Source organism: Pseudomonas sp. 01L34, assembly GCF_056400265.1.
Map to the genome: position 1 here is coordinate 420,014 of NZ_JBFTSX010000002.1, position 22,708 is coordinate 442,721.

Annotated in this window: 23 protein-coding genes; 10 read left to right on the forward strand and 13 right to left on the reverse strand. The window is 54.7% G+C overall.

Going from position 1 to position 22,708, the window contains the following annotated elements; genetic code table 11:
- Window positions 1-5 precede the first annotated feature (5 nt).
- From AC1DQM_RS06315 to AC1DQM_RS06325, 3 genes are all read right to left on the reverse strand, one after another.
- Window positions 6-812, reverse strand: coding sequence for an ABC transporter substrate-binding protein (locus AC1DQM_RS06315; protein WP_007941906.1), 807 nt, complete (start codon window positions 810-812; stop codon window positions 6-8).
- A 72-nt stretch (window positions 813-884) separates the two neighbouring features.
- Window positions 885-1,553, reverse strand: coding sequence for a GntR family transcriptional regulator (locus AC1DQM_RS06320; RefSeq protein WP_018930317.1), 669 nt, complete (start codon window positions 1,551-1,553; stop codon window positions 885-887).
- 1,788 nt (window positions 1,554-3,341) lie between these two features.
- A complete protein-coding gene (locus tag AC1DQM_RS06325; RefSeq protein WP_138867248.1) occupies window positions 3,342-3,797 on the reverse strand; it encodes a tautomerase family protein in 456 nt (151 codons plus the stop codon).
- A 96-nt stretch (window positions 3,798-3,893) separates the two neighbouring features.
- On the opposite strand from AC1DQM_RS06325, the gene AC1DQM_RS06330 reads away from it, so the two are divergent.
- Window positions 3,894-4,853, forward strand: a complete 960-nt coding sequence (locus AC1DQM_RS06330) for a GlxA family transcriptional regulator (RefSeq protein ID WP_064617065.1) — start codon at window positions 3,894-3,896, stop codon at window positions 4,851-4,853.
- 156 nt (window positions 4,854-5,009) lie between these two features.
- Here the strand turns inward: AC1DQM_RS06330 and AC1DQM_RS06335 are convergent, their stop codons facing one another.
- Entirely contained in the window at window positions 5,010-5,186 is a 177-nt protein-coding gene (locus AC1DQM_RS06335; protein WP_173861154.1) for a hypothetical protein, read from the reverse strand.
- Between the two features lie 425 nt (window positions 5,187-5,611).
- Window positions 5,612-6,985 carry a transposase gene (locus AC1DQM_RS06340; RefSeq protein WP_138867247.1) on the reverse strand — a complete coding sequence of 458 codons (1,374 nt, stop codon included), beginning with the start codon at window positions 6,983-6,985 and terminating at the stop codon, window positions 5,612-5,614.
- Window positions 6,986-7,364: 379 nt separating this feature from the next.
- Between AC1DQM_RS06340 and AC1DQM_RS06345 the strand changes: the two genes are divergently transcribed.
- The gene (locus AC1DQM_RS06345; protein WP_018930311.1) at window positions 7,365-10,217 is read left to right on the forward strand and encodes an AAA family ATPase; all 2,853 of its coding nucleotides are present in this window, start codon (window positions 7,365-7,367) and stop codon (window positions 10,215-10,217) included.
- Window positions 10,218-10,330: 113 nt separating this feature from the next.
- On the opposite strand, the gene AC1DQM_RS06350 is transcribed toward AC1DQM_RS06345, so the two are convergent.
- From AC1DQM_RS06350 to AC1DQM_RS06365, 4 genes are all read right to left on the reverse strand, one after another.
- A complete protein-coding gene (locus AC1DQM_RS06350; protein ID WP_018930310.1) occupies window positions 10,331-10,951 on the reverse strand; it encodes a tyrosine-type recombinase/integrase in 621 nt (206 codons plus the stop codon).
- A gap of 152 nt (window positions 10,952-11,103) precedes the next feature.
- Complete coding sequence (locus AC1DQM_RS06355) at window positions 11,104-11,532, reverse strand: SPOR domain-containing protein (RefSeq protein WP_111453447.1); 429 nt, start codon at window positions 11,530-11,532, stop codon at window positions 11,104-11,106.
- 249 nt (window positions 11,533-11,781) lie between these two features.
- A complete protein-coding gene (locus AC1DQM_RS06360) occupies window positions 11,782-12,183 on the reverse strand; it encodes a hypothetical protein (RefSeq protein WP_225602808.1) in 402 nt (133 codons plus the stop codon).
- A gap of 97 nt (window positions 12,184-12,280) precedes the next feature.
- Window positions 12,281-12,736, reverse strand: coding sequence for a hypothetical protein (locus AC1DQM_RS06365; RefSeq protein ID WP_111453445.1), 456 nt, complete (start codon window positions 12,734-12,736; stop codon window positions 12,281-12,283).
- 243 nt (window positions 12,737-12,979) lie between these two features.
- Between AC1DQM_RS06365 and AC1DQM_RS06370 the strand changes: the two genes are divergently transcribed.
- Both AC1DQM_RS06370 and AC1DQM_RS06375 read left to right on the forward strand, forming a co-directional pair.
- Window positions 12,980-13,276, forward strand: coding sequence for a DUF3144 domain-containing protein (locus tag AC1DQM_RS06370; RefSeq protein ID WP_111453444.1), 297 nt, complete (start codon window positions 12,980-12,982; stop codon window positions 13,274-13,276).
- A gap of 119 nt (window positions 13,277-13,395) precedes the next feature.
- The gene (locus tag AC1DQM_RS06375; RefSeq protein ID WP_138867245.1) at window positions 13,396-13,713 is read left to right on the forward strand and encodes a hypothetical protein; all 318 of its coding nucleotides are present in this window, start codon (window positions 13,396-13,398) and stop codon (window positions 13,711-13,713) included.
- Window positions 13,714-13,916: 203 nt separating this feature from the next.
- Here AC1DQM_RS06375 and AC1DQM_RS06380 read toward each other — a convergent pair whose 3' ends face one another.
- Window positions 13,917-14,294: a c-type cytochrome gene (locus AC1DQM_RS06380; RefSeq protein WP_081626537.1), complete on the reverse strand. Its 378-nt coding sequence runs from the start codon at window positions 14,292-14,294 to the stop codon at window positions 13,917-13,919.
- Between the two features lie 348 nt (window positions 14,295-14,642).
- Here AC1DQM_RS06380 and AC1DQM_RS06385 point away from each other — a divergent pair, with 348 nt between their 5' ends.
- From AC1DQM_RS06385 to AC1DQM_RS06395, 3 genes are all read left to right on the forward strand, one after another.
- Entirely contained in the window at window positions 14,643-15,176 is a 534-nt protein-coding gene (locus AC1DQM_RS06385; protein WP_032834034.1) for an HD domain-containing protein, read from the forward strand.
- A 184-nt stretch (window positions 15,177-15,360) separates the two neighbouring features.
- The gene (locus tag AC1DQM_RS06390) at window positions 15,361-16,089 is read left to right on the forward strand and encodes an XRE family transcriptional regulator (RefSeq protein ID WP_064617062.1); all 729 of its coding nucleotides are present in this window, start codon (window positions 15,361-15,363) and stop codon (window positions 16,087-16,089) included.
- A gap of 326 nt (window positions 16,090-16,415) precedes the next feature.
- On the forward strand, window positions 16,416-17,054 hold the full coding sequence (locus tag AC1DQM_RS06395) for a polysaccharide lyase family 7 protein (RefSeq protein ID WP_442115185.1): 639 nt from the start codon (window positions 16,416-16,418) through the stop codon (window positions 17,052-17,054).
- A 357-nt stretch (window positions 17,055-17,411) separates the two neighbouring features.
- Here AC1DQM_RS06395 and AC1DQM_RS06400 read toward each other — a convergent pair whose 3' ends face one another.
- Window positions 17,412-18,428: an AraC family transcriptional regulator gene (locus AC1DQM_RS06400; protein ID WP_018927971.1), complete on the reverse strand. Its 1,017-nt coding sequence runs from the start codon at window positions 18,426-18,428 to the stop codon at window positions 17,412-17,414.
- 132 nt (window positions 18,429-18,560) lie between these two features.
- Between AC1DQM_RS06400 and AC1DQM_RS06405 the strand changes: the two genes are divergently transcribed.
- The 3 genes from AC1DQM_RS06405 to AC1DQM_RS06415 are packed head-to-tail and all read left to right on the forward strand — an operon-like array spanning window position 18,561 to window position 21,244.
- Complete coding sequence (locus AC1DQM_RS06405; protein WP_138867243.1) at window positions 18,561-19,745, forward strand: acetyl-CoA C-acyltransferase family protein; 1,185 nt, start codon at window positions 18,561-18,563, stop codon at window positions 19,743-19,745.
- A 16-nt stretch (window positions 19,746-19,761) separates the two neighbouring features.
- Window positions 19,762-20,613: a 3-hydroxybutyryl-CoA dehydrogenase gene (locus AC1DQM_RS06410; protein WP_028940995.1), complete on the forward strand. Its 852-nt coding sequence runs from the start codon at window positions 19,762-19,764 to the stop codon at window positions 20,611-20,613.
- Window positions 20,600-21,244 (forward strand): TetR/AcrR family transcriptional regulator, encoded by a 645-nt coding sequence (locus AC1DQM_RS06415; RefSeq protein ID WP_138867242.1) that lies wholly within the window; start codon window positions 20,600-20,602, stop codon window positions 21,242-21,244. Before AC1DQM_RS06410 ends, AC1DQM_RS06415 begins: the two co-directional genes overlap by 14 nt.
- Before the next feature lie 154 nt (window positions 21,245-21,398).
- On the opposite strand, the gene AC1DQM_RS06420 is transcribed toward AC1DQM_RS06415, so the two are convergent.
- Window positions 21,399-21,707, reverse strand: coding sequence for a cupredoxin domain-containing protein (locus AC1DQM_RS06420; protein ID WP_007941931.1), 309 nt, complete (start codon window positions 21,705-21,707; stop codon window positions 21,399-21,401).
- 14 nt (window positions 21,708-21,721) lie between these two features.
- On the reverse strand, window positions 21,722-22,690 hold the full coding sequence (locus AC1DQM_RS06425) for a metallophosphoesterase family protein (RefSeq protein WP_018927975.1): 969 nt from the start codon (window positions 22,688-22,690) through the stop codon (window positions 21,722-21,724).
- Window positions 22,691-22,708: the final 18 nt, after the last annotated feature.

Sequence of the window (22,708 nt, forward strand, 5' to 3'; positions counted from 1 at the left end):
TCGCCTCAGTCGAGTGTGTCGCTGGAAACATGCCATTTGCTCAACAACTGCACATAACTGCCGTCACTGCGCATGTCACTGATGATCTGCTGTACTGCGGTGGTGAGCTGGGAATCATCCTTGCGGGTCCCTAAACCCGTGAGAATCCGGCTGAAGGCTGGCACCCCCTCCTCGAATAAATCAGGCGCCATTGCGGCGTAGTAACCTGCTGTTTCTACGGTGGTGCCGTAAGCGTCCACCTGACTGATACGCAGCGCCTGGAAGGCGTCAGTGTCACTGTTGTAAACCACCAGTTTCATCGGTGTCTTGCCGGCCTTGGTGAGCTTTTCGTTCTCGGCGTCCAACAAGGTTTTGATCGTGGAGCCATTGAGCACTGCCACCTTGTGCCCAGACAGTCCATCCAGGGTTTTGATGCCCTTGGGATTGCCTTTGGGAACGACCACTGACTGGCTGGAATACATGTAGTTGACGATGTCGATCACTTCCCGGCGTTCGGGCTTGTCGAACAGCTGATCAACGATCATGTCGCACTGCTGGGCGAGCAATGCCGGCAGCAACCCGGAGAATGGAATGACCCGCCATTGCACCGGTTTGTCTCCGAGCCGTTTGGCGATTTCCAGCCCCAGATCGACAGTCAGGCCCCTGGGTTTTTGCGCCTCATCGAAAGACACCAAGGGTGGCGAGTCCATGCCAGAGCAATACGTGAGTTTTTCGGCCTTTTGCAGTCGTTCCGGCACTTGGGGTGTGGCGAACGCCCACTGTGCGCAGAGTCCCAGGGATACAGCAGCAAGCAACACACGGCGTTTATGCATGACCAGACACTCCAGTTGTTTAGTAACGGGGCAGTACTCAAAGTCAACACACGGTCGGGCTCGAGCCCGATTCTATTTTTCCGATTGCAGGAACTGAATCAGCGCCGGCACTGTGCCCTCGATGTGCTGACGCACCACCGACTCGGCCTGGTCGGCATCGCCTGAGCGAATGGCATCAAGGATCACCGCGTGTTCCTGGCGGGCACTCAAGGGCTTTTCACCGTGTTGCAGCCACAGGCGCATGGGCGCCTCGATCAACGAGTACAGGGCCGAGATTTGCTTCATCAAACGCGGACGGCCGCTGAGGCTGCACAGGTATTCATGGAAAGCCCGATGACGGCTGACCCATTCCGCGCTTTCGTCGCGGTAGTCATCCATCTCGTCCAGCATGCGTTCCAGAGCCGCCAGCTGACGCTCACCGATCTTGGCCACGGCGACGCGGATGGCCAGGCCCTCGAGGGCACTGCGCATCTCGAAGACTTCGTGCAGTTCGTCGATGTTCAGGCCGCTGACTATCGCCCCGCGGTTAGGCCGCAAGGTCACCAGGCCTTGAGCATCGAGGCGTCGGAAGGCTTCGCGCACCGGCATGCGGCTCATGCCGATCTCAGTGGCGATGTCCTCGGCGATCAACCGGTCGCCTTTGCGGTAACGACCGCCACAGATCGCTTCCAGCAGAAAGTTGTAAGCCTCCTCCTCGGCGGTCAGGGGCTGACGCTCAATGTAAGCGGGAGCGAATTGCATAAAGTCACCTTTTGCAGTTTTGTATCCAATTATCCACGGATTCAAAAATGCAGAAACCGTGCCAGGCTGCGTAGCACTGCTTCAAGCGCTTAATTGGAAAGGATTTTCGACTCAAGAGACGCTGATCTATAGATCAGCGTGGTACTCACCGTGCGCTACGAAATGGCCCAGTGCGCCCCAAATGGGTGAAAAATGGTACCCAGGTAACAAATCATTTCGCCGAATGCCCCCAAAGCCCTTGGCGCGTTCTCTGAGTAATTGCACAGACTTGCCCACCCATTTACATTCGGCCTGACCAGTCATTTGCAACGGATTTGACCAGCACGTTTCGCGGACATGACCGGCAGAGAATGGCCCAAAGCTGACCCCTCAGGATTTCGTACTCTCAGACCCCGCCCGCGAATTTGCACACCACTGACGACATATTGGTACGTCTGGAGAGGGGCATGACCACCACGCAAAAACTGACTCAAACAATGCTATGTGCATTGTAAGATCAACCAAAGGTTATGGTTTGTCATGAAATGAAAAAGCGCTGTCGCCAAATGAAAGGCTGGCGCGCGCCCCGTCTATAAACTCCTCCTCAAGCCTGCGCAGCAAGCCCAGGGCTCTCACGGGTGCGAAACACCTATGGAGAAATCCACGCATTTCCCACGAATGGAGAAGAGACAATGAGTGACCGGTCGATCAAGCCACGGCTGATCGATACATCCTACGATTACCTGCTTCAACGTTGAATCTGGATAATTAAGAGTTTTAAAAAACCAATTCTATTAGTAAGCGCTTAATGCCCAGCCTACAAATATATTACTGAAAGCCCACGACCTACCGTGCACTCACCTTAATAGAACTCACACTTAAAAATACGCCCCCTAGAACTACATTGCGGAAGACAAAAATAAGTAATGTTTTTGCGATTTGTTTTTTGTTGCATTCATGAATTTTATAATCAGAAACCATGACAAAACTTGCAGAGACATCACTTCAACACCCTCAATGCTGGAAGCTCGATATAAATAATCGAATCTTATTCGACGACGCCATTCAAATACACTTAACAAATATTGAGGGCATCATTGTAAAAAACATGCTCCTCAAGGAGGAACGCGTAATCAGTAGAGCAGAGCTAATTAGCAGTATTGGGAGAGATCCTGAGCTCTATCGCGGCCTGGAGATGAGTTTGAGTAGACTGCAAATAAAATTCAAGAAAAACGCAGGAGGACGGCATCTCTTTCGCGCAGTCAGAAATCGCGGCTACTGCCTCACTCAAGCCATACATATTAATGGGGAGCCGTCTCGGGAATTTACGTGAGGTAAGCGGCAATACACCCCTCGCATGGTCATATGGCTGATGATGACTAACGAACGTATGAATTTAGGGGTGGCCGTGGGCGCAGCGTTCAAGATGAGTGAGTTCACTTTTTACGATTGACCTTGCGCTTTGATACTGGTGTAGCGGCGTTAAAAAACTGTCGCATAACTTCTAAGTTATGCGACGACTCACTCGGGCTTGACAGTAAAGGCTTTGTGACATCACGTGAGTCTGTCGCAGGTTCTCAATTATCTGCGACATGAAATGTGATAGATGTGACATTGAGAATGTTGGAATGTTAATCCGATATGCTCGTCCCCCACTCCAGGCAAAAATCTGGAGCCGCAGCAAGGCCTGCTGGCGTATCTGTCACGGTTGACCGGAAATGGCCGTTTTCAGCCGGCCGCGACCGACTGAAAACGCCCTATAGCAACCACTCGCAGTGGTGCGACAAATGTCCTGCGAGCTGTAATACCTTACTGCTCCGCCTGCCCTTGCAGATGTCGGTACCCAGCCGCCTGAATGAAATCGGCCAAATGCCAAATCGCTCCGTTGGCTGCCCAGAAGCCATCTCTGACTTCATCAAGGATGATCGAAGTCATGATGATCCGCAGGTCGTCCGCTGCTTGCGACCGGGTTACTGCTTGATGCAAACGCTGCACATAGTCGCTTCGCATGGCCTCATTCAGCACACCGCCGGGAACCTTAACCTGCACAATGCAGGGGATGGCTTGAGCGCTGATATCCACTGCGCCGCATGTCCAGGAGCCAGAAGCCACTTCGTCAATGAGAGTCCAGCACAGGCCCCGTTGACGTGGATCGTCGCCGATTTGCTCGACCGCGATGGCCACTTTCGTAATCTCTTCGCACAGCAGTGCCCGTTGTTCGCAAGTAAAAGAACCTTGAGGCACCTTGATCAGGATATTTGGCATACAGGTTAACGCTCGATGAAATGGAAGCGTTATTAAGTCAGCCCTCGACCACTGCAACCAGCGACCGATTCGACATCTTTCGTGCATAATCAGCCAATGAATGACTTCACGATTCTGGTAGTTCCTGGCGCCTTTGCCTCCAGTGTCGCACTGACTCTGGATATCCTTTCAACGGCGGCCGTACTCGCCCAGCGACTGGGCTCCGCTGTACCTCGCTGGCAAGTCTGTGGGGTGAACACGGATTGCGTGACGCTCGGCCACGGTATGCAGATTGCGGTTCAGCCCTTGGCTATCAACCCTGATGACCGCTCTTGCTGGATCATCCCCGGCATCGGAGTGGCTGACGCCCCCATGATCGAGCACCGATTACAACAGGCGGATATCGCTCTGCTGGTTCCGGCATTACGCGCGCATGTGCAGGCCGGGGGTAACGTAGCCGCATCATGTTCTGCGGTATTCGTGCTACAGGCTGCAAACCTGCTCGCTGGGCGCTGTGTAACCACTTCTTGGTGGATGGCACCCTTACTCCAGCAGTGGGCGCCGGAGTGCCAGGTAGATGCCGAGCGCATGGTAATCCTCGATCCGCCGTTGATTACTGCGGGTGCAGCGCTAGGTCATAGCGATCTGATGTTGCATCTTCTGCGAAGCCATTTCTCCCCAGCTTTGGCAGATGGCGTTGCTCGGGCGCTACTGATCGATGGTCGGCAACTGCAATCGCCTTTTATGGTTCCGGCAATGATGGCTCAGGGGAACGAATTGATCGCACAATTGACAGCTCATATTGAAGCCTCGCTACCGGCGATTATCAGCGTCAGCACACTCGCATCCGACTTTGGTCTGTCAGAGCGGACCTTGTCTCGACACATCCACAAGGCCACCGGATATAGCCCGTTGCGGCTGATCCAGCGTGTCCAGGCCAATAAAGCCCGGGAACTGCTGGCAAACAGTAAATACTCAATCGACACCATTGCCGAACAAGTTGGATACAGAGATCCCACATCCCTGCGGCGACTGATGAAAAAAATGCTGAACGCAACACCACGGCAACTGCGTTAACTGCAGCGACGATTTTTTCAATTCAATTATCCGATTTGGCGTGCGACTCAGGCAGTTCAATATTGGCCGATTTCTGCCTTTGCCAAGGACTACAATCGACCCTTAGGCGTCATCCAGTTGCGGACTGACGAACATTAGCCAGATGTCTTGGGATGACTAGTGCTTCGACGCCTGAATGGCTTCTTCGAGCAAAGGCCCCGTAATTCGTCGACCGTTGTAATCATCGACAAAGTAATTGATTCGGTTAGCCAGGTGCTGAATGGACAGCCAGCCCAAGCCCTGGTAGTCACGCAATTCCTCGTCGTTGAGCTTGATCAGGCATTCGTAACTCACAAAAGACGCTTCACACTCGACGAGAATATAAATTGAGCCATCCTCTGCGTTGAGAAGGTGCCAGTAGCTGTCCGTTGTGTGGTATGCCGCAGGTACGAGCCGAACCAAATCCATGTTTGATTTCCATGCGTTACTTTTCGGTTTCTGACCATAACATGGCTGCGAGCGCACGATTCTCGAATGTCTGCTTCTGGCTGTCGATTCAACCGGTCAGGCGCGGCAGCTAACAGCCAATTTCTGCCTCTTGCGAAGGTCTGCAATCCCCCGATTCTGTTGAAAAAGTCGGATTTTCAGCTGGCCTGAACTCAGGCACGACCAGCACTGGAGAACCTACTCACCACATTGAGTGGTTTTTCGGCCCTTCGTTGAGCTTTGCCGCTCGGTTATTGGGTTGGTTTTAGGGTTTTTGTTTCGTGCAGACGCACCTATCCCGTGACCGGTGGCCCTTGAGAGGTAAATTTGGCCAGACGTCGCAGGTTCTGCACCGCAGCGGCCAGCGTGAATTCATCAGTCGCGCCACTCATGCCACGTAGGCGCAGGCGATCCAATTTCAGGATGCGCTTGAGGTGGGCAAACAACATTTCGACCTTTTTACGTTCGTGGCGAGAGCGCACATACGCAGGTGTCGTTGCGATTTGCCGAGCCACATCACGCGCGGCTTCATGGACGCTGCGAGCGATCTTACGGAACGCAGTGTTCGGGCAGCATTGGGCTTTCATCGGACATTCAACGCAGTCGGCCTGCCGGGATCGGAAGATGATGGTGTTGGCCTTGGTGACGTGTGAACGCTCATTCTTGAAGGCTCGCCATTCGCTGCGCAATGCGTTGCCGGCCGGACAGCGGTATTCCTCAGTCTCTTCATTCCAGTGGAAATCGCTGTTCGAGAAACTGTCGTTCTTGCGCTCGGTTTTGTCCCACACCGGCACATGCGGCTCGATGTCTTTTTCCTCCACCATCCAGGCCAACATCGGCGCAGTGCCGTACGCGGTATCGCCGATGAGGCGTTCCGGCTTGATGTCGAATTGCGCTTCGACTCGTTCGATCATCGTCTTGGTGCTCTCAACCTCCGCCGTTCGATGAGCCGGTGTGGGTTCCACATCCATGATCACGCCGTGCTCGGTATCGATCAGATAATTCGTGGAGTAAGCGTAGAACGCTGGCCCACCTGGAGCTGCGGTCCAGCGGGCTTGAGGATCCGTCAGCGACAGGCGCTTCGGTAGCGTTTCGGCCAGAGCCTCTTCATCGAGAGCTTCAAGGTACTCACGCACGGCGCGGGTACTCAGGGCCGGATCGCTCCAGTTGACCGGTTCATCACCTGGTACACCGCGCTGCCGACTCGCATCCGCTTTGATGATGCTGGCATCCACGGCAAATCCTTCACCCTTGACCAGACCTGCGTCCATGCAGCGACGCAGCACTTCATTGAACAACCAGCGAAACAGATCACTGTCCCGAAAGCGGCCATGTCGATTTTTGGAAAAGGTCGAGTGATTAGGGACTTCATCTTCAAGGCTCAACCGGCAGAACCAACGATACGCCAGGTTCAAGTGAGCCTCTTCGCACAGCCGTCTCTCGGAGCGAATACCGTAGCAATAACCCACGATCAGCATGCGAATCATCAGTTCGGGATCAATCGACGGACGCCCAATCGGGCTGTAGAAATCGGCGAGGTAATGGCGCAGGTCGCTTAGATCGAGACACTGATCAATGCTGCGCAAAAGGTGATTGGCTGGGATGTGATCTTCAAGGTTGAACGAGTAAAACAGTCGCTCCTGCCCACTCGATAACTGTCCCATCATGCTGCGTGCTTCCCTGCTGGCCAATGCAGCAATTTTGCCGCAGGCCAAATAGGGGAGCTACTTTTTCAACAGAATCCCCCCATAGCGGACAATCGCCTGTGTAAGCTCAGACGCCAAGTCTTTATGGCTCCCCGGCATAGTTCATCACAGATTCCGTCCCGCTCCCCCTAGCAGGTCGCGTCTATTGGTCGTCCCCTTGGTTTTGATGGGACGTGGCCGGAACGAGCAACATTATGAAGAAGCAGAGCTGAATCCTATGAGGTACCAGGCCCAGATCGGCAGAGCTCAACAATAGCAAAGGGCCTCGACACTTGGCTTGGCGATAATGGCTTTCTGATTTCAGTCCGGCTACGCTCATGCGTATCAGGGAGGAGGCGCGATGAGCCAGTACCTTTTGAGTTTTGCCAGGCAGAATCTTGAAGGACGCAGTGACGCTTACCTCGTGCTGCTCTGGTGCATGTACCAGGCGAACCAAGGCAAGGGCCGCTATTCCGACCACATCAAAACGCACATCACAGCGGCAGCTGACCAGTTGCTGGGTCGCAACTATCAGCGCATCGCCGCACGCTTCAAAAAGGTGCTCGACAGCAAGCCAGAACTGGATCGAATACCGCCGTTCGGACTCGGCACGTTGGACTACCTTCGCGTAAAAAACTTCCGAGGCTTTGGAGAATTTGGCCCTGACGACACAGGCACCTTCATTCGCTTCAGCAAGCTGAAGAACATCTTCTACGCACCCAATGGCGGCGGCAAATCATCGTTGTGCGAGGCGTTGGAAATCGGCACCACTGGCGATATCAAAGAAGCGGCCAGGCGCAAGACTAAGATCAATCAGTACATCGCCCGGGGAGAGGTGAAGCCCAAGCTCATGCTGATGGGAACAGACAAGTTACCAGTCAAGCGAAGCATCAGCTGGTCGGGCTGTTTCATTGATCGGAACCGTCTTCAAGAATTTTCGTTGCTGGGCTCCAAGGATACTGGCAGTGCCGAGAGCGATGTCCTGGCCACCTTGTTTGGTTTGGAAGAACTCCAGGAGGTCATTTCTCGGTTCGTCCGGCCTGAAAGCTTCTCGCTCAAAGCCTTCATGCGTGCTGATCAAGCCGAGGCACTGGACACCCTGGAACGTGCCCGGGTAAGCCTGGGCCAGCTGCGGCGTAATCACAGGGCAGACCTTCATGCATCGATTTCCGAGAGTTGTAGGCTGCTGGGGTTGAGGGCCGACCAAGACTTCGATGTGCGCCGAAAGGTCTTGCGGCTGCGCGACACGGTCGAAATGCATATTCGTGGCGCTGAGCGCCTGCGAGCCGCCAAGGCCCCGTTCGCTATACCGCTAAAGCAGGTCAGGCGTATCTGTGCCATCGCTCAGCGCTTGCTCCACCGCAGAGCCGATATCGAGAAGGTGTTTCTGCAGAGGGCCAGCGAGGTCAATTATCGCGCCGTATATGAGGCATTGGTGACCATCGAACAGTTGCAGGTCGGGGAAACTTGTCCCGCATGCCTGACGCCCCTCGACCAGGTGGTGATGAACCCGTTCGAGAGGGCGCGAGAGCAGATCAAGGCGTTGGGTGCACTGGAGTCCCTCAAGCAATCCAGGCAGAGAAATGACGCCCGGATCGCGCTCTGGGCTTCACGAGTCGCGACCGGAATCGGCGCGGTGAAAGGCAATGAGCACGCCGATGTTCCCTGCCCACTGAACATGGACGAATTGGAGGTGGAGCTTGCAAAGTTCCATGCCGCTACCGATCGCTCGGAAGTGGCGCCGTCCGTTCTCGACTCGTTTCTGAAGCTCTGCGCGCGGAGTGCAGATCAGATCGAGGACTACTTGCGCGCCTGTGAGCGCAAGCTTGGGGAGGTTGGCCAGGCAGACGCGCAGGCAGCCCGCCTCGAAGAACGGGTGACGCAGCTGAAAGAAATTGACGAATTGCTGAAGCTGCAGTTCGACAGAAAAAAACTGGCGATAAGCGAGTTCAAGGTCGCCAACGACCAGATGGCAGACCTGATAAAGCAAAAAGCGGCATTGCTCAACGATGCAGTCGACAATAGCCACTTCAACCAGTTGCTCAAGGATCTGGAAGCTGAGTACCGAACACTGTACCGCGACCTGCTGGATTACAAGCTTGAGCTGGAGAAAGCGCGAATCACCGGGATCGAAGCCAAGGCTGCTGAGTACTACCGCGCGATCAACAACCACGACGATGACCATGAGCAGATCGCGTCGTTGACCTTCGACCGCCAGGCGGATAGCTATCGGATCAAGATCACCAGCGTGGACGGATCATTCCTTGATGCGTTTGCGGTGCTCAGCGAAGGGCATCTGCGAGCGCTGGGTTTGTCCATCCTCTTGGCGATGGCTGAGAAGAACAACTTCCCGCTCATCGTATTCGATGACGTCGTCAATGCGATCGACACCGATCACCGATCGAACATCATCGACCTGTTCTTCAGCGATGCTTACCTGCGCCGGATCCAAATGGTCGTCACCACCCATGACCGTCTTTTCTGGGAGCGTTTCTGTATTATTGCCCAGCGTCATGCTCAGCAGGTTCAGTACACCAGTAATGTTCTCAGCTATACGAACAAAGGCATTCTAGTCATTGATCACGTGGGCAGCTTCCAGGAGAAAATTCTTGCCGCGCTTTCGGTATTCGATGTGCGTCAAGCGCTGCTCTATTGTCGTATCTGGTTCGAATCCATGGTGCTTGAGTTCTGCATAGAAAATGAAGTCAAAGTAACCGCGCACTTTAATAAATCACAGCTCAAGAAGAGCATGTACCTGCAGGTCAGCCTGGAACACACCTTTTCGCTGGTGGAACCGTTCATTGACTATGACCTGTCATATTTCAATTTCATCAAGAATGACCTGGTCAACTGGGGTGGGCAGAACCAGGAGCACCATGCCTTCAACGAGGGCAGCCTGAACTTCGTGCACTCAAAAACTAGCAGTGAGGTCTTTAAAATCTACGACGCCATCCGCTATTTGGAGTGCCAGCTATTTACAGCTAAGAAGAGAGAATCAGGCGTCAAATGTCTTGCCGACCTGAACGGTGATATCGCGTGGAGGCAGCGCAAGCTTGCCAGACTCGCCAAGGCGCCAGAAGAGGTGCAGCAGGAGCACCAGGCGGCGTTGAAAGCTCTGGAAAAGCGCGCGGTCGAGCTCGACCAGGAGCTTCAGTTCATCGAACAGTGTCTCGCCAGCGTCGCTCAGCGCGAGCAAGCTAAAGAACTGCCATGACCTCTGTTCCGCTTGGAGCAGATCTGGCTGCTTTAGGCTCATATTCTGCGAGGACTCAACGGCCGCTTTGGGTCGGATAGCGACGGTCTGGCCTAGACCGTCGCAGTGGATGGTCAGACTTCTGTCTGCTCTGCCATTTCCAGAGCATCGTCGACCTCGATGCCCAGGTACCTGACAGTGCTTTCGAGCTTCGTATGACCAAGCAAGAGTTGGACTGCTCTCAAGTTCTTTGTCCTGCGATAGATCAACGATGCCTTGGTTCGCCGTAGCGTGTGAGTACCGTACATGGTCGGGTCAAGGCCAATGGCTGTTACCCATGCTTTGACTATTCGAGCGTATTGCCTGGTGGAGAGATGATCTGAGCCATGCAACCTGGTCGGGAACAGGAAGTCCTCACTGCAAAGATGGGCCTGATGCATCCAAGCCTCCAGAACCGTTCGTGTTTGCTCAGTAATTTCAAACTGCACTGGATGCTGAGTTTTCTGCTGCATCACGATGGCCCGTGATGACACATGCTCCCCATGCGCTATGTCTCGTACTCGCAGCTTGGTTAAGTCACAGGCACGCAGCTTGCTGTCGATGGCCAAGTTGAAGAGAGCCAGATCCCGTGTCTTCTCCGCGAGCTGGAGTCTGACCCGGATGGCCCAGATATCTCTGACTCGGAGCGGGGCTTTCTGCCCTACAAGCTTTCCCTTGTTCCAAGGCTGATGGCGATATTTAGCAATAGTGTTCATGGCATGTCCTCCAGGTTGAGGGAGGACAAGGGTGGATCAGTCACAGTGCGTGGTGGTCGCTAACCGACCCATAGCGGACGCTGACCAACGAGTAAGCTAAGGGGCGGCGGCGCGCCGTCCCAGCGAATGAAATGAGCGATTTCAGCGCCTTGTTAGGCGTAACTGATATACGGCTCACCGAATACATCCTTGAATCTGAAAATATCTTTACCCACTATAAATATCCGAAATCTTGGGTCATTTTGTGCTTGATATGCAGGTATGTCATTGCGCACAAATCGGATTCCAAGGTTAGAAAGCTTAGATTCCATGGCTTCTGCCAAGTTGTTGTCTTTGTAAAAGCCTACGATGTGCCAATGCTCCATTTTCATAATGTGGTCATAGAAGAATTTACAGGCTGCTTCTTCGGATATCGAACTGAATATTGGAGGGTGATCTATCCCGCGCTCCGTATAAAAAACTGACCAAAAACCATTTGTATTGCATAGGCAATACATGTCACTTCCAATGCTGTTGATTGCGAAGTTTTGAGTGCTGCAGCCTTCGGCAATTAACTTTTCATGCGTTTCGAAGGTATTCATGGCTATGCCTGACTATAAGTAGACGACACAAGTGGCATAATATTTTCCGCTGTTTGTGTCTGATAACGTTCCTTGTCCATGTGTAACCCTTGTTCGGCTTGAGTGTCGCGCCAGAAACGCAACATGAGGTGAGGATGTAAAGCGACATGACTTGGGCACACATTACTGGCGTATTAGCAGCGTGTCCATGGTCTGCTTTTGGCCGAGTGCAGCCAATTTCAACTGTAGCTTTCGGCCAATCACGCGCGCTCAATTTCGATTTTCAGACTCTCCTGATGCCACTGCCAGGATCGCCCCAAATGCGCCTTCCTCAGGGACATAGGAAACAAATCTGTCACTGGCATCCTTTTGCACCCAAAGGCGTCCACAGTTCTGGCATTCGTAGACAGTCGACATTCGATGGATGTAGATGCTGGATATCCGGCCTTGCAGTTCGTCAGTAGCGCTGATCCAGGGTGCGAACTCGCCAAATGCCTCAGCTATCGCAGCCTTGTCTCCGGACTCCGCAGCCTCTATCAGAGGTTTGAGCTCACGGTGCACTTCATTCCAGAATTCATTTTCTACCTCGTCGCGAAGCAGGCTAGCCTTAAAGGGCGAGCTGTCGGTCTGATCGGTAATCACATGGCCACACTTGCAACCCAGTTTGCTCATTTGCGGTTCATCACCCTGGCGTTCGATCATTTCGTTAAATGGCGGACAACTCTTTGGCAAAACTTTCGACTTGGGCAGGAGTAATTCACTCAGCCCCTCAGGCTTTCATCAGCCTGTAAAAGTCCTCCAGCGCCTCGCGAAAGTCCGCCAGGGAAAAACTGATCGGGCGATTCTCGACGTCCCATCGAGTGGTAATACCGACTTCCAGGCCGCTGGACACGCTCAACCCAAAACGGCGCCAGTGCAGAGTATCTCCGTCAATCACCTGTTCGGTCATCAGCACAAAGCAATCGAAGTCCATGTCATCGCCGCAGACCAGCAGCGGAACCGGCGTCGATGTGCCGTCTTCTGCAGGCGCGAAACGCCGTTGGGCGAGCGCGTCTTCTTCCTCGTCCAACAACCACATCAATGAAAGACCATTCAGGTCTAGATCGGGGTATTCGAGGTGACTGTATAGCCACTCCTCGATAGGTACATCGTCGATAAACAGCCAGGCACAGCGGCTACGGCTAAACTTCGCTTGATGGTAAGCGGCATGGATGCGGTGATGCATAGGAAGTCCATTCAACGATAGAGGGCTAGGGGATCACTCGGTGGGAAAACGCCCGAGTCCGCGTGAGTCGCCGAACAGGTTATCGCCAGGTTCAACGCTTGCTGAAGGGCAACCGCGCGATAAACGGCTCGTGCCAATAGCGGACGTCAAACCTTGGTATTTATCGTTTACGTGTCGTAGCTAGCCGATGCGGGAAGTGTTCCAATTACGGAATTTCCGAAAATGATTGAAAGGTAATCAGCAATGCCAGATGCGACCGATGAAGCATTCTATGATCGTGCAGACGCGCATATAAACCTGTCGAACAAGCAGCTTAGAGAGTTCAGAGACCTTGGCAAGGTAAGCGCGTCGATGATGTTTGGCACCACTCGATTCAATGCTTGGGTGAGCGCTCGCAACTTCAAATCAGGCGAGGAAATGGCGCAGGCTCGCGAAGCGATGTTGAAGTATTTTTGTGAGCAGTACCGGATGATGCTCGAGGATAATCTCGACGACCATATCAACAACTTCAGCAAGTACATGACTGCGAAAGACGCCTGATTGATCTTGGTTGCTCTCGGTGATTGACTGTTTTTGGTCGTTGGCAGTCGATCTTGATGCGCCGCTATCGACCAGAAGCACGCCGACCGCAAGTTATCTTAATCGAAGGAGTGTTTTTAGTGAGCGGCCATAACCACGACTTGAGAAACGACTTCATAGAGGCGCTCAAGGAAATCACCGCGCTGATGTCCATTGCATACGAACAAACCGGCCCAGTACCGGATGACCATGCGTTAGCTCAGGCAGGTTTAGAGAATGGTGGTGAAATCGTTCTGGATTATGTCGATCACAACGAGGCTGGAATAGCGTTCGAACACCTGCTTTACATGATTAATGAGCCACCACTCATTGTTTCTGAAAAATGCACAAAGATATTGGCCCGAATCGCAAAGACTCTGGAGATGCCGTTTACAGGGGACGAACGCAGCCGCCTATGAAGGGCAGCTTCTGGCCGTTACTTGCCTGTCACGACCGCAGCCGACTGCTGCTTGATGCGAAGAGCCACCCGAGCTTGTATTAATCGGAGATTGTTCATTAGCGATGTGCCCGCGCGAGGTCGACTGACTCACCGGCATCGCCCCACAAGCCCTCAAATCTGAAATGGCATTTAATTTTCTGTGCCTGCCTCTCATCTCTAAAATCATCGATTCTTTGAAATCACACCACCCATGTATTCATTTAAATCGCGCAGATCTTTAATCCTCCAAGCGTACGGCGATAGCTTTACACCATTCTCTCGCAACGTTCTTGGAATCAAGTCTCCATTTGGACGAAGTATTATCGATGATACAATTACGCCCGGATAATCATTTAATCGCTTTTTGAAAGCGGATGTTGTTAGATCAGGCGTAGGAGGATTGCTTTTATTAGCCAATGGTCCTGTTGCTTTAAGATCTACTCCGTGGCACATGCTGCATCGCTGTAAATAGAGATTTTTTCCATTAACATTATCCGCGAAGGATAGTGATGCTTGAATTAGCGATGCAATTCCTAGCGAAGCGATGAATAACACTTTCATTGTTTCTATCTTCCTTGATGGGATCAGCGCCGACTGGAGGCAATTTGGTGCGCAGGAAAGATATCAGCCATCGTGTCCGCACGCACCGTCATTTCTGATGCCCATTGAATCAACTCGTTTTCCAGGCGCATCCCGCCGACCGCTTCTGGCCGTTCTCTGCCGTACATGGTTGCAAAGTATGCTGCTCGAATCCGATGCAATCGGTAGTCAGAACGAATGCAAATGACTGGTCAGGTCGATGCAAACGGGTGTTCCAGTGGAGTGCAATTTCGCATTCTCCACTGGGCGCCTTTATGCAAGGCATCCAAGCCTATAAAGTAGCCCCCTCCAAACAAGGAGGATGGAACAGTGCTCACCAAAATTGAGCTGCTGGACGAACTGCTTCAGCGCTATGCCGGAAACCTCGGCAATGACTTCACCGGATACCGAAATCATGTGTACCGAGTCATCAACTTTTGTTGCTCGCTCAGTACGCTGGACGCTGTGAATCTAGAAAAGATAGTTTTGGCCGGGGTATTTCATGATCTTGGTATATGGACGGCCAAGACGTTTGATTATTTGCCCCCCTCAGAGCAATTGGCAGAAGACTTCCTTCAGGAAATCGACAAGCTGGATTGGGCGCAAGAAATTATCTTGATCATTCGCAACCACCATAAAATAACTCGGTCCCATCGCGATCCACAGAACCTTGCAGAGGTCTTTCGCAAAGCCGATTGGGTCGACGTCTCCCGTGGTGCGGTTACTTTTGGACTCTCACGACAGAAGCGACGTGAGATATTCTCGGCCTTTCCTGATGCAGGATTTCACATTCGCTTAGTTCAGCTTTCGCTCAAACGATTGCTAACGAACCCACTGAGCCCACTGCCAATGATGCGGCTCTGAATTTAGTGAGCCCACCCAGGCTGTGGTGATCACAACGCTACCGGACTTGTGGTCGTTGCACGGCGCGCATTGCTTCCAGACATTGAGCGCTTTGGGGGGGACCGCCCATACGGGAACACCCATACCACATGATTATAGGAATACCGATTTGCAAGAGTATGGGAGCGCCCGTAATACTTCGCGGATGGAATTTAAAGAAAGACTCAAAATCGCCCGTCGCCATGCCGGTCTAAACCAGACCGAGCTTGCCGAGCGCGCCGGCCTCACGCAGACATCAATTTCCGACCTTGAGCGCGGCAAATCGAAGGCGACAGCCTTTGCTGCTCAGATTGCTTCGGTCTGTGGTGTCTCCCCTATGTGGCTCGCTGAAGGCAGTGGCGACATGCTCAAAGGTGTTGCAGTAACTGCTGAGCGCACTCAACCAAACGTGGCAATGTCAGACATTGAGACATGGGATGACGAAACCCCGCTCGATGACGACGAGGTTTACGTGCCATTTCTCCAGGAAGTGGAGTTAGCAGCGGGCTCCGGCCGATTCGCGATTGCCGAAAGCGCCAGCGCCAGGCTGCGCTTCTTCAAGAAAGACCTTCGCCACAACAACGTTCAGTTCAGCAACGCGAAGTGCGTCGCGGTGAGCGGCAACAGCATGCTGCCGGTGCTGCGCGACGGCGCCACGGTTGGCGTGAACGTTGGCAAGAACACATTGAGCGATATCGTCGACGGCGAGATGTACGCGATCAACCACCACGGCCAGCTAAGGGTCAAACAGGTGTACCGCACGCCCACCGGAATTCGCCTGCGAAGCTTCAACCGAGACGAACATCCGGACGAGGACTACACGTTCCAGCAAATCCAGGAGCAGCAGATTTCAATTCTGGGGCATGTGTTCTGGTGGGCGATGTATTCGCGTTGAAGGGCTGAGTTGGCTCCAACGGTTGCAGCCTTGGCAGAACACACGCTCTGCTGGACGCCACTCCTCAATGCCTGGACGAGCTTGAGGCGTTCGTCGTACTGCGCGTGGCTGCACTCCCAAGAAGAATTTCAGCGCATCCAATCTCACCAAATACAGACCCCCTCTCCATAGGAATGTGGGAGCGGCTGAATTATGGGAATGCCCATTGACATAAATTACGGGAATACCTATATTTCAATTCAAGCCAACGCATCACTGGCCCAGCAGCACCAAACGTAAGGCTCAACTGAGCAAAGGGTGACATCAAATGAAATAGGGAAATGACCATGACCGTAGACATCAGCAACTACACAATCGCGCTTGAATTGATCGGTTGGCGGGCACTGCTTGAATGCCCGGAAGTTGTTTCGATGCTTCCAGATGGCTCGCTGCAAATGACGGCGCCGACGCTCGGTGCTTCGAGCAAGAGCACCCTGCGGACGCGCTGCGAGTGGAAAGAGCCGGGCTATTGGTTGTTCGCCAGCGCTGCTGACCACTGGAACCGACAAGAAATGCGAGTCACGAAGGTCAACTCGCTGCAGAAGGTTGTGATCAGCCAGATTCATGTTCAGGGTTCGGAAAGGCCACCTGTAAAAGTGTTTTGGAACAAAGGCCGAATCACGATGGGATTTCGGTCGAGCTATCTCCAGGAAGACCCGGTGAACACGACGATTCTGGAAGACGTGCCACTCGGTGCACTTTTCAAAATCAACATTCACGCCAATTCGAGCGGCGCTGTATCCGTCTCGGCGAGCTGTAATGGCGTCAAATCCACCTCTGCAATCATGCGCCTCGACAACACCTGGGACACGAAAACTCTCGCCTTCCACGGCGGTGTGTACAACCAGATCGATTACTCCGACACCACTGACCCGCAAGACGGTTCGGTCTGCATCATCAGCGACCTTTCCATCACCCACCTCTGAAATCGCGCATTTCGTGCGAGCAAGACAACCAGCGTCACGTCAGCCTGACGATAACTGCCCGCCCCTCTCAATGAGAGCGCATCGGAGTGTGATCTGTAGCAAAGCAGGCACCTGACCGGTAATCAGGCCAGCCACTGAGTACGCCGGGCAGAGACCGGCGCAGGCAGAGCCAGAGGTGACGACCTCGCGCAGATCACCCCCGATGCGCACGGCACGGATGAGCGCAGCCGAGTGGCTTGGGATCAATTCACGACCTGAATGCACCACAAAAAGCGATTATCGGTTGAGGCAGATATCCGAGCGCAATGCTCAACACGTCTCGAACTAAACAGACCACAAGAAGACTTCCCGGATGGGTCAATCATCCCGACCTTGAAACCGCAAACGGTATTGCCCCGGGCTCTCCCCCGTCCATTTTTTGAAGGCGCGGTGAAACGCACTCGGCTCCTGAAACCCCAACTGTTCGGCAATATCACTGATGTTCGCCTTACTCTGGCGCAACCGTTCAAACGCCACCCCGCGCCGCACTTCATCCTTGATTTCCTGATACGAACAGCCCTCACGTCCCAGTTTCCGGCGAAAGGTACTGGGGCTCAGGTGCTGTTCCAGGGCGAAGTCCTGCAAGGTCGGCCATTCGCTGTAATGGCTATGGCGCAGGCGCTGATGAACCTGCGATGCCAGCCCATGCTGGTTGCGGAAGCGGATCACCAGCCATTGCGGTGCGGTGCGCAAAAACACTTTCAGCGAGGCAAGGTCCTGAACCACCGGCAGCCGCAAGTAGTGACTGGCGAACTCGATTTCGGTGTGTTCGGTGCCAAAGGTCAGGTTGGGCCCCCAGAGCAAGGCATCATCACGCAGCGACAAACGCTGATGACGAAAGTCCGCACGATCGATGGGAATTCGCCGCCCGCCCAGCCAACACAGCAGACTGATCATCAACACCAGAAACGTTTCTTCGCCCAGCCGGCTGACCTCGCTGTTCTGCGAGCGGGTCTGCAAGCTGATGACCGCACGCTTGCCACGCACACTCAACGTGCCGCGAAAATCACGCAGGAACAAGGCGAAATTGGCCAGGCACTGACGCATGGCTTTTTCCAGCGTCGGCTCCTGAATCAATGCCCGACAGATCAAGGCAAAACTGCCCGGCGGCATACCATGGGAGTCCAACTGGAAAAACTCATCGTTCAACTCACGAATCTGTGCCAGCCACAACGCGGCGAAAGCCGTGGCCGGCACCCGTGCTGTCGGCTGATCCATCAGTGCCGGATCAATTCCCACCTGTTCAAGGAGTGACCGCAGACGCTGCGGCTTCTCACGCAACGCATGGATCATGGGATACATGAAGTAAACCGCCACCGAATCCGTTTCCCGCATTTGAATGCCTCTCTCGTTACATCTGAACATGGCAAAAAACGCCATCACCCTTGAACAGTTTTGGCATAGGCCAGCGGCGCTGCTGATTCTAGACTCGTGCTCAACAAAAAAGACCTGTTCAAGAGAGCCAACATGAACCATTCCGATATTTTTGTAGTGAGCGCCGTCCGCTCTGCCATCGGCAGCTTTGGCGGTTCACTCAAGGATGTACCGCCTATTCAGTTGGCAACCGATGTTTGCCGCGCCGCTATCGAACGATCTGGCCTGGCGCCCGAGCATATCGGCCACGCGGTGATGGGACATGTGATCCCGACCGAGGCACGCGATGCCTACATCTCCCGGGTCGTAGCGATGAATGCCGGCCTGACGAAAGAGACTCCCGCCTTCAACGTCAACCGTCTTTGCGGTTCGGGTTTGCAGGCGATTGTCAGTGCCGCGCAAAGTTTGATGCTGGGGGATGCGGGCGCTGCGCTGGCAGGTGGCGTCGAGTCCATGAGCCGAGGCGCGTACCTGTTGCCGCAGGCGCGCTGGGGCGCACGAATGGGCGACATGCAGGCCGTCGACTACATGCTTGGCGCACTGCAAGACCCGTTTGCCGGTTTCCATATGGGGATCACCGCTGAAAATATCGCCGAGCACTATGGCATCACGCGTCAGGCCCAGGATGAGTTGGCGCTTCTCAGCCAACAGCGTGCTGCCCGGGCGATTGCCGAGGGGCGTTTTTCCGGGCAGATCGTGCCGATCGAAGTCGCGACCCGCAAAGGGACGGTTTCGTTTGCGACGGATGAGCATGTACGGGCTGAGGTCAACGTCGAGCAATTGAGCCGCATGAAACCGGCGTTCAAAAAGGACGGCACCGTCACCGCCGGCAACGCGTCTGGTCTCAATGATGGTGCCGGCGCACTGATCATGGCCACCGGTCAAACTGTTCAGGAACAGGGTCTCAAGCCCATGGCTCGACTGGTGGGTTATGCCCACGCAGGCGTTGAGCCCTCAATGATGGGGCTGGGACCGATTCCCGCCACCCGTTTGGTGCTCAAGCGCGCCGGCCTGACCGTTGCCGATCTTGACGTGATCGAGTCCAACGAAGCCTTCGCCGCCCAGGCCTGTGCCGTAGCGCAAGAGCTGGGCTTCGATCCGCAGAAGGTCAACCTCAACGGTTCGGGCATCTCGCTGGGCCATCCGGTGGGCGCCACTGGCGCGATCATCGCCACCAAAGCCATTCATGAACTGCATCGCTGTCAGGGCCGTTATGCCCTGGCGACCATGTGCATCGGTGGCGGCCAAGGCATCGCCGTGTTGTTCGAACGGGTTTGATCACAAGGACATACGCATGAACCTACAGAACATTGGCGTTATCGGCGCCGGCACCATGGGCAATGGCATCGCGCAAGTCTGCGCCCTGGCCGGCTTCAACGTGACCTTGATCGACATTTCCGAGAGTGCTCTGCAAAAGGCAATCGCGACCGTCGATAAAAATCTCGATCGCCAGATCGCCAAAGACACGCTCACGCTTGAGCAAAAGCTCGCTGCCCTCGACAAGATTCGCACCAGCACTGATTACGGCAGCCTGCTGAACGCGCAACTGGTGATCGAAGCCGCCACCGAAAACCTCGATCTGAAACTGCGCGTGTTGCAACAGATCGCCGCGCAGGTCAGCGCCGAGTGCGTGATCGCTTCCAACACGTCGTCGCTGTCCATTACCCAACTGGCAGCCAGCGTGAGCCAGCCTGAGCGTTTCATCGGCCTGCACTTTTTCAACCCGGTGCCGGTGATGGGCCTGATCGAAGTGATTCGTGGCCTGCAAACCAGCGATGCCACCCACGCCCTGGCGCTGGACATGGCAAAAACCCTCGGCAAGACCGCGATCACCGCGGGCAACCGTCCGGGCTTCGTGGTCAACCGGATTCTGGTGCCGATGATCAACGAAGCGATCCTGGTGTTTCAGGAAGGCCTGGCCAGCGCCGAAGACATCGACGCCGGCATGCGCCTGGGTTGCAACCAGCCGATCGGGCCACTGGCTCTGGCGGATCTGATCGGTCTGGACACGGTGCTGGCCATTCTCGAAGCGTTTTACGACGGCTTCAATGACAGCAAATATCGCCCTGCACCGCTGCTCAAGGAAATGGTCGCCGCCGGTTACCTGGGGCGTAAAACGGGACGTGGCTTCCATGCCTATGCCTGAGCGTTGCTCACGGTTTGCCGAGTACCGGGGCAAGGTGCTGGAGCTGTTTGCCAGCAAGGGTTTCGGTCAGGTCGGCATGCGTGAGCTGGCGACAAGCCTGGGGCTCACTCCAGGCTCGTTGTATCACCATTACCCCAGCAAACAGCACTTGCTGCTCGACTTGATCGAGGAGTTCTACGAAGAGCTGTTGGCAACCTTGGGGCGCCTTGAACAACAGGCGCCGGCAAAACGCGACAGGCTCAACAGCCTGATCCGCGCCCACCTGAATCTGCACCAGGAAATGCCCTGGCATTTTCGACTGGCGGAGCGCGATAGTGGCTGCCTGAACGAGGAGCAGCAGGAACAGGTTCGCCACTTGCGTGAGCAATACGAACGCAAATTGCTGCTGATGCTCGGAGCCAAACCCCGCGTGAGCGAACCGGCGCAACGGGCCGCGGGTCGAGCCATTGCAGCCTTGCTCAATAGCGCGCCCAGTTGGCTGATGCAACATTCGCTGGAGGAACAAGAGCGCGATAATTTGATGGAAAACATGGTGAGTGGCGCCATCGAGCGATTATTGGCGCCAAAGACGCGTAATTGGGTGACGACTGCCAACGCGGGCGACAGTACGGAGCCGCCAACTACGAAATAAGCGGCTCTTCCTTGAACTGTACCGCCAGCCGATTCCGTACGACAAAGCCCCGATTATTCGGGGCTTTGTCATTTCTGGGGATACCTGCTGGTTGAGCCGGCAGACGTCGGAACAGTCGAAGGCTGCGGTCTTTTGACCTTCCAGCGCCCTTTGTTTACTGGGTGACCACAATCTTCCCGATCATCTGCGGGTGCAGCGCACAAAAATACTCGAACTCTCCCGGTGTATTGAACACCCAGGAAAAACTGTCATTCGTATCCAGCGCCCCCGAGCGAAACACCTTGTGGGTTTCTGCCACCGTGTGCGGAATCTGGTCGTCATTCACCCACGTCACTTTGGTGCCCACGGCCACGGTCAAATCCTTGGGTGCAAACATGAACTCCTTGATATCGATCTTCACCTCCTGAGCCCACGCCGGCATCGACAGCATCAGGCACACCACCGCCAACAGTCGCGTTTTCATCTGACCGCCCTCCCCTAGACCAGTGTCGAATCAATCAGCGCCAGCGGATGATCGCCCTGTGTCGCTCGCACATCGGTGATCCCCAGGTAATTGCGCAATTGATCGGCGGCCACCGTCATCGGCCCCGGTGCCGGCGCCGCACCCGGTGCAGGTTGTGGGTAAGCCGTGCCACGGGCGGTGTGGAAGGTGATGTTGCCTTCGACCTTCTGGATGACTTGATGGATGTGGCCGTTCAATACCGTCACTGAACCGTACTTGCGCAGCATCGCAATCGCTTGATCACCATCCTCGGTGCCCCAGCCCCACGGCTGATAAATCGTCCACAGCGGAATGTGGGTAAACACGACGATGGGTGTACTGGTCGTCACCGCCCGCAAATCATCGGCCAGCCAGGCCAGTTGATCGGCGCCAAGGGTGGCTTCGTGACCGGCCTGGAAGTTGAAGACGTTTACCAGTGCGATGAAATGCACGCCGTGGTCATCGAAGCTGTACCAGCCATTGCCTTTGGTGCCCTTGCCGTATCGCTCCAGGTAAAGCTTGCCGCCGCCCTCATCGAGGGTGTCGTGTTCACCCGGCACGTAATGCACGGTGGACGGCAGCCCCTTGAGCAACTGTGCCGCAGTGTCGAACTCCTCAGGCTTGGACAGGTGCGTGATGTCGCCGGTATGCAGAATCAGCGACGGTGGTTTTGGCAGCTTGATGACCTTGTCGATCGCCACCTGCAATGTCTTTGCCGGCTCCGGGTTGGCTTCCTTGTTGAAGCCGATGTGCGAGTCGCTGATCTGCACGAAGTGAAACGTGCTGGCCAGTGCCTTGGGGTCGGCGACGTTGCCTGCCTCATCCAGCGCAAAGGCCCGGGGAATGCCGCCGCTCAGGGCCCAGATAACCCCTGCCCCGGCCCACGCCGAGCACTTGAGCAGCGTTCGGCGGTCAGGGTTCAGCAAGTCGTCGGTGCGCAATGGGTGTTTTGATTGAATGTCCATCGGTATGTCCTCGCTGGC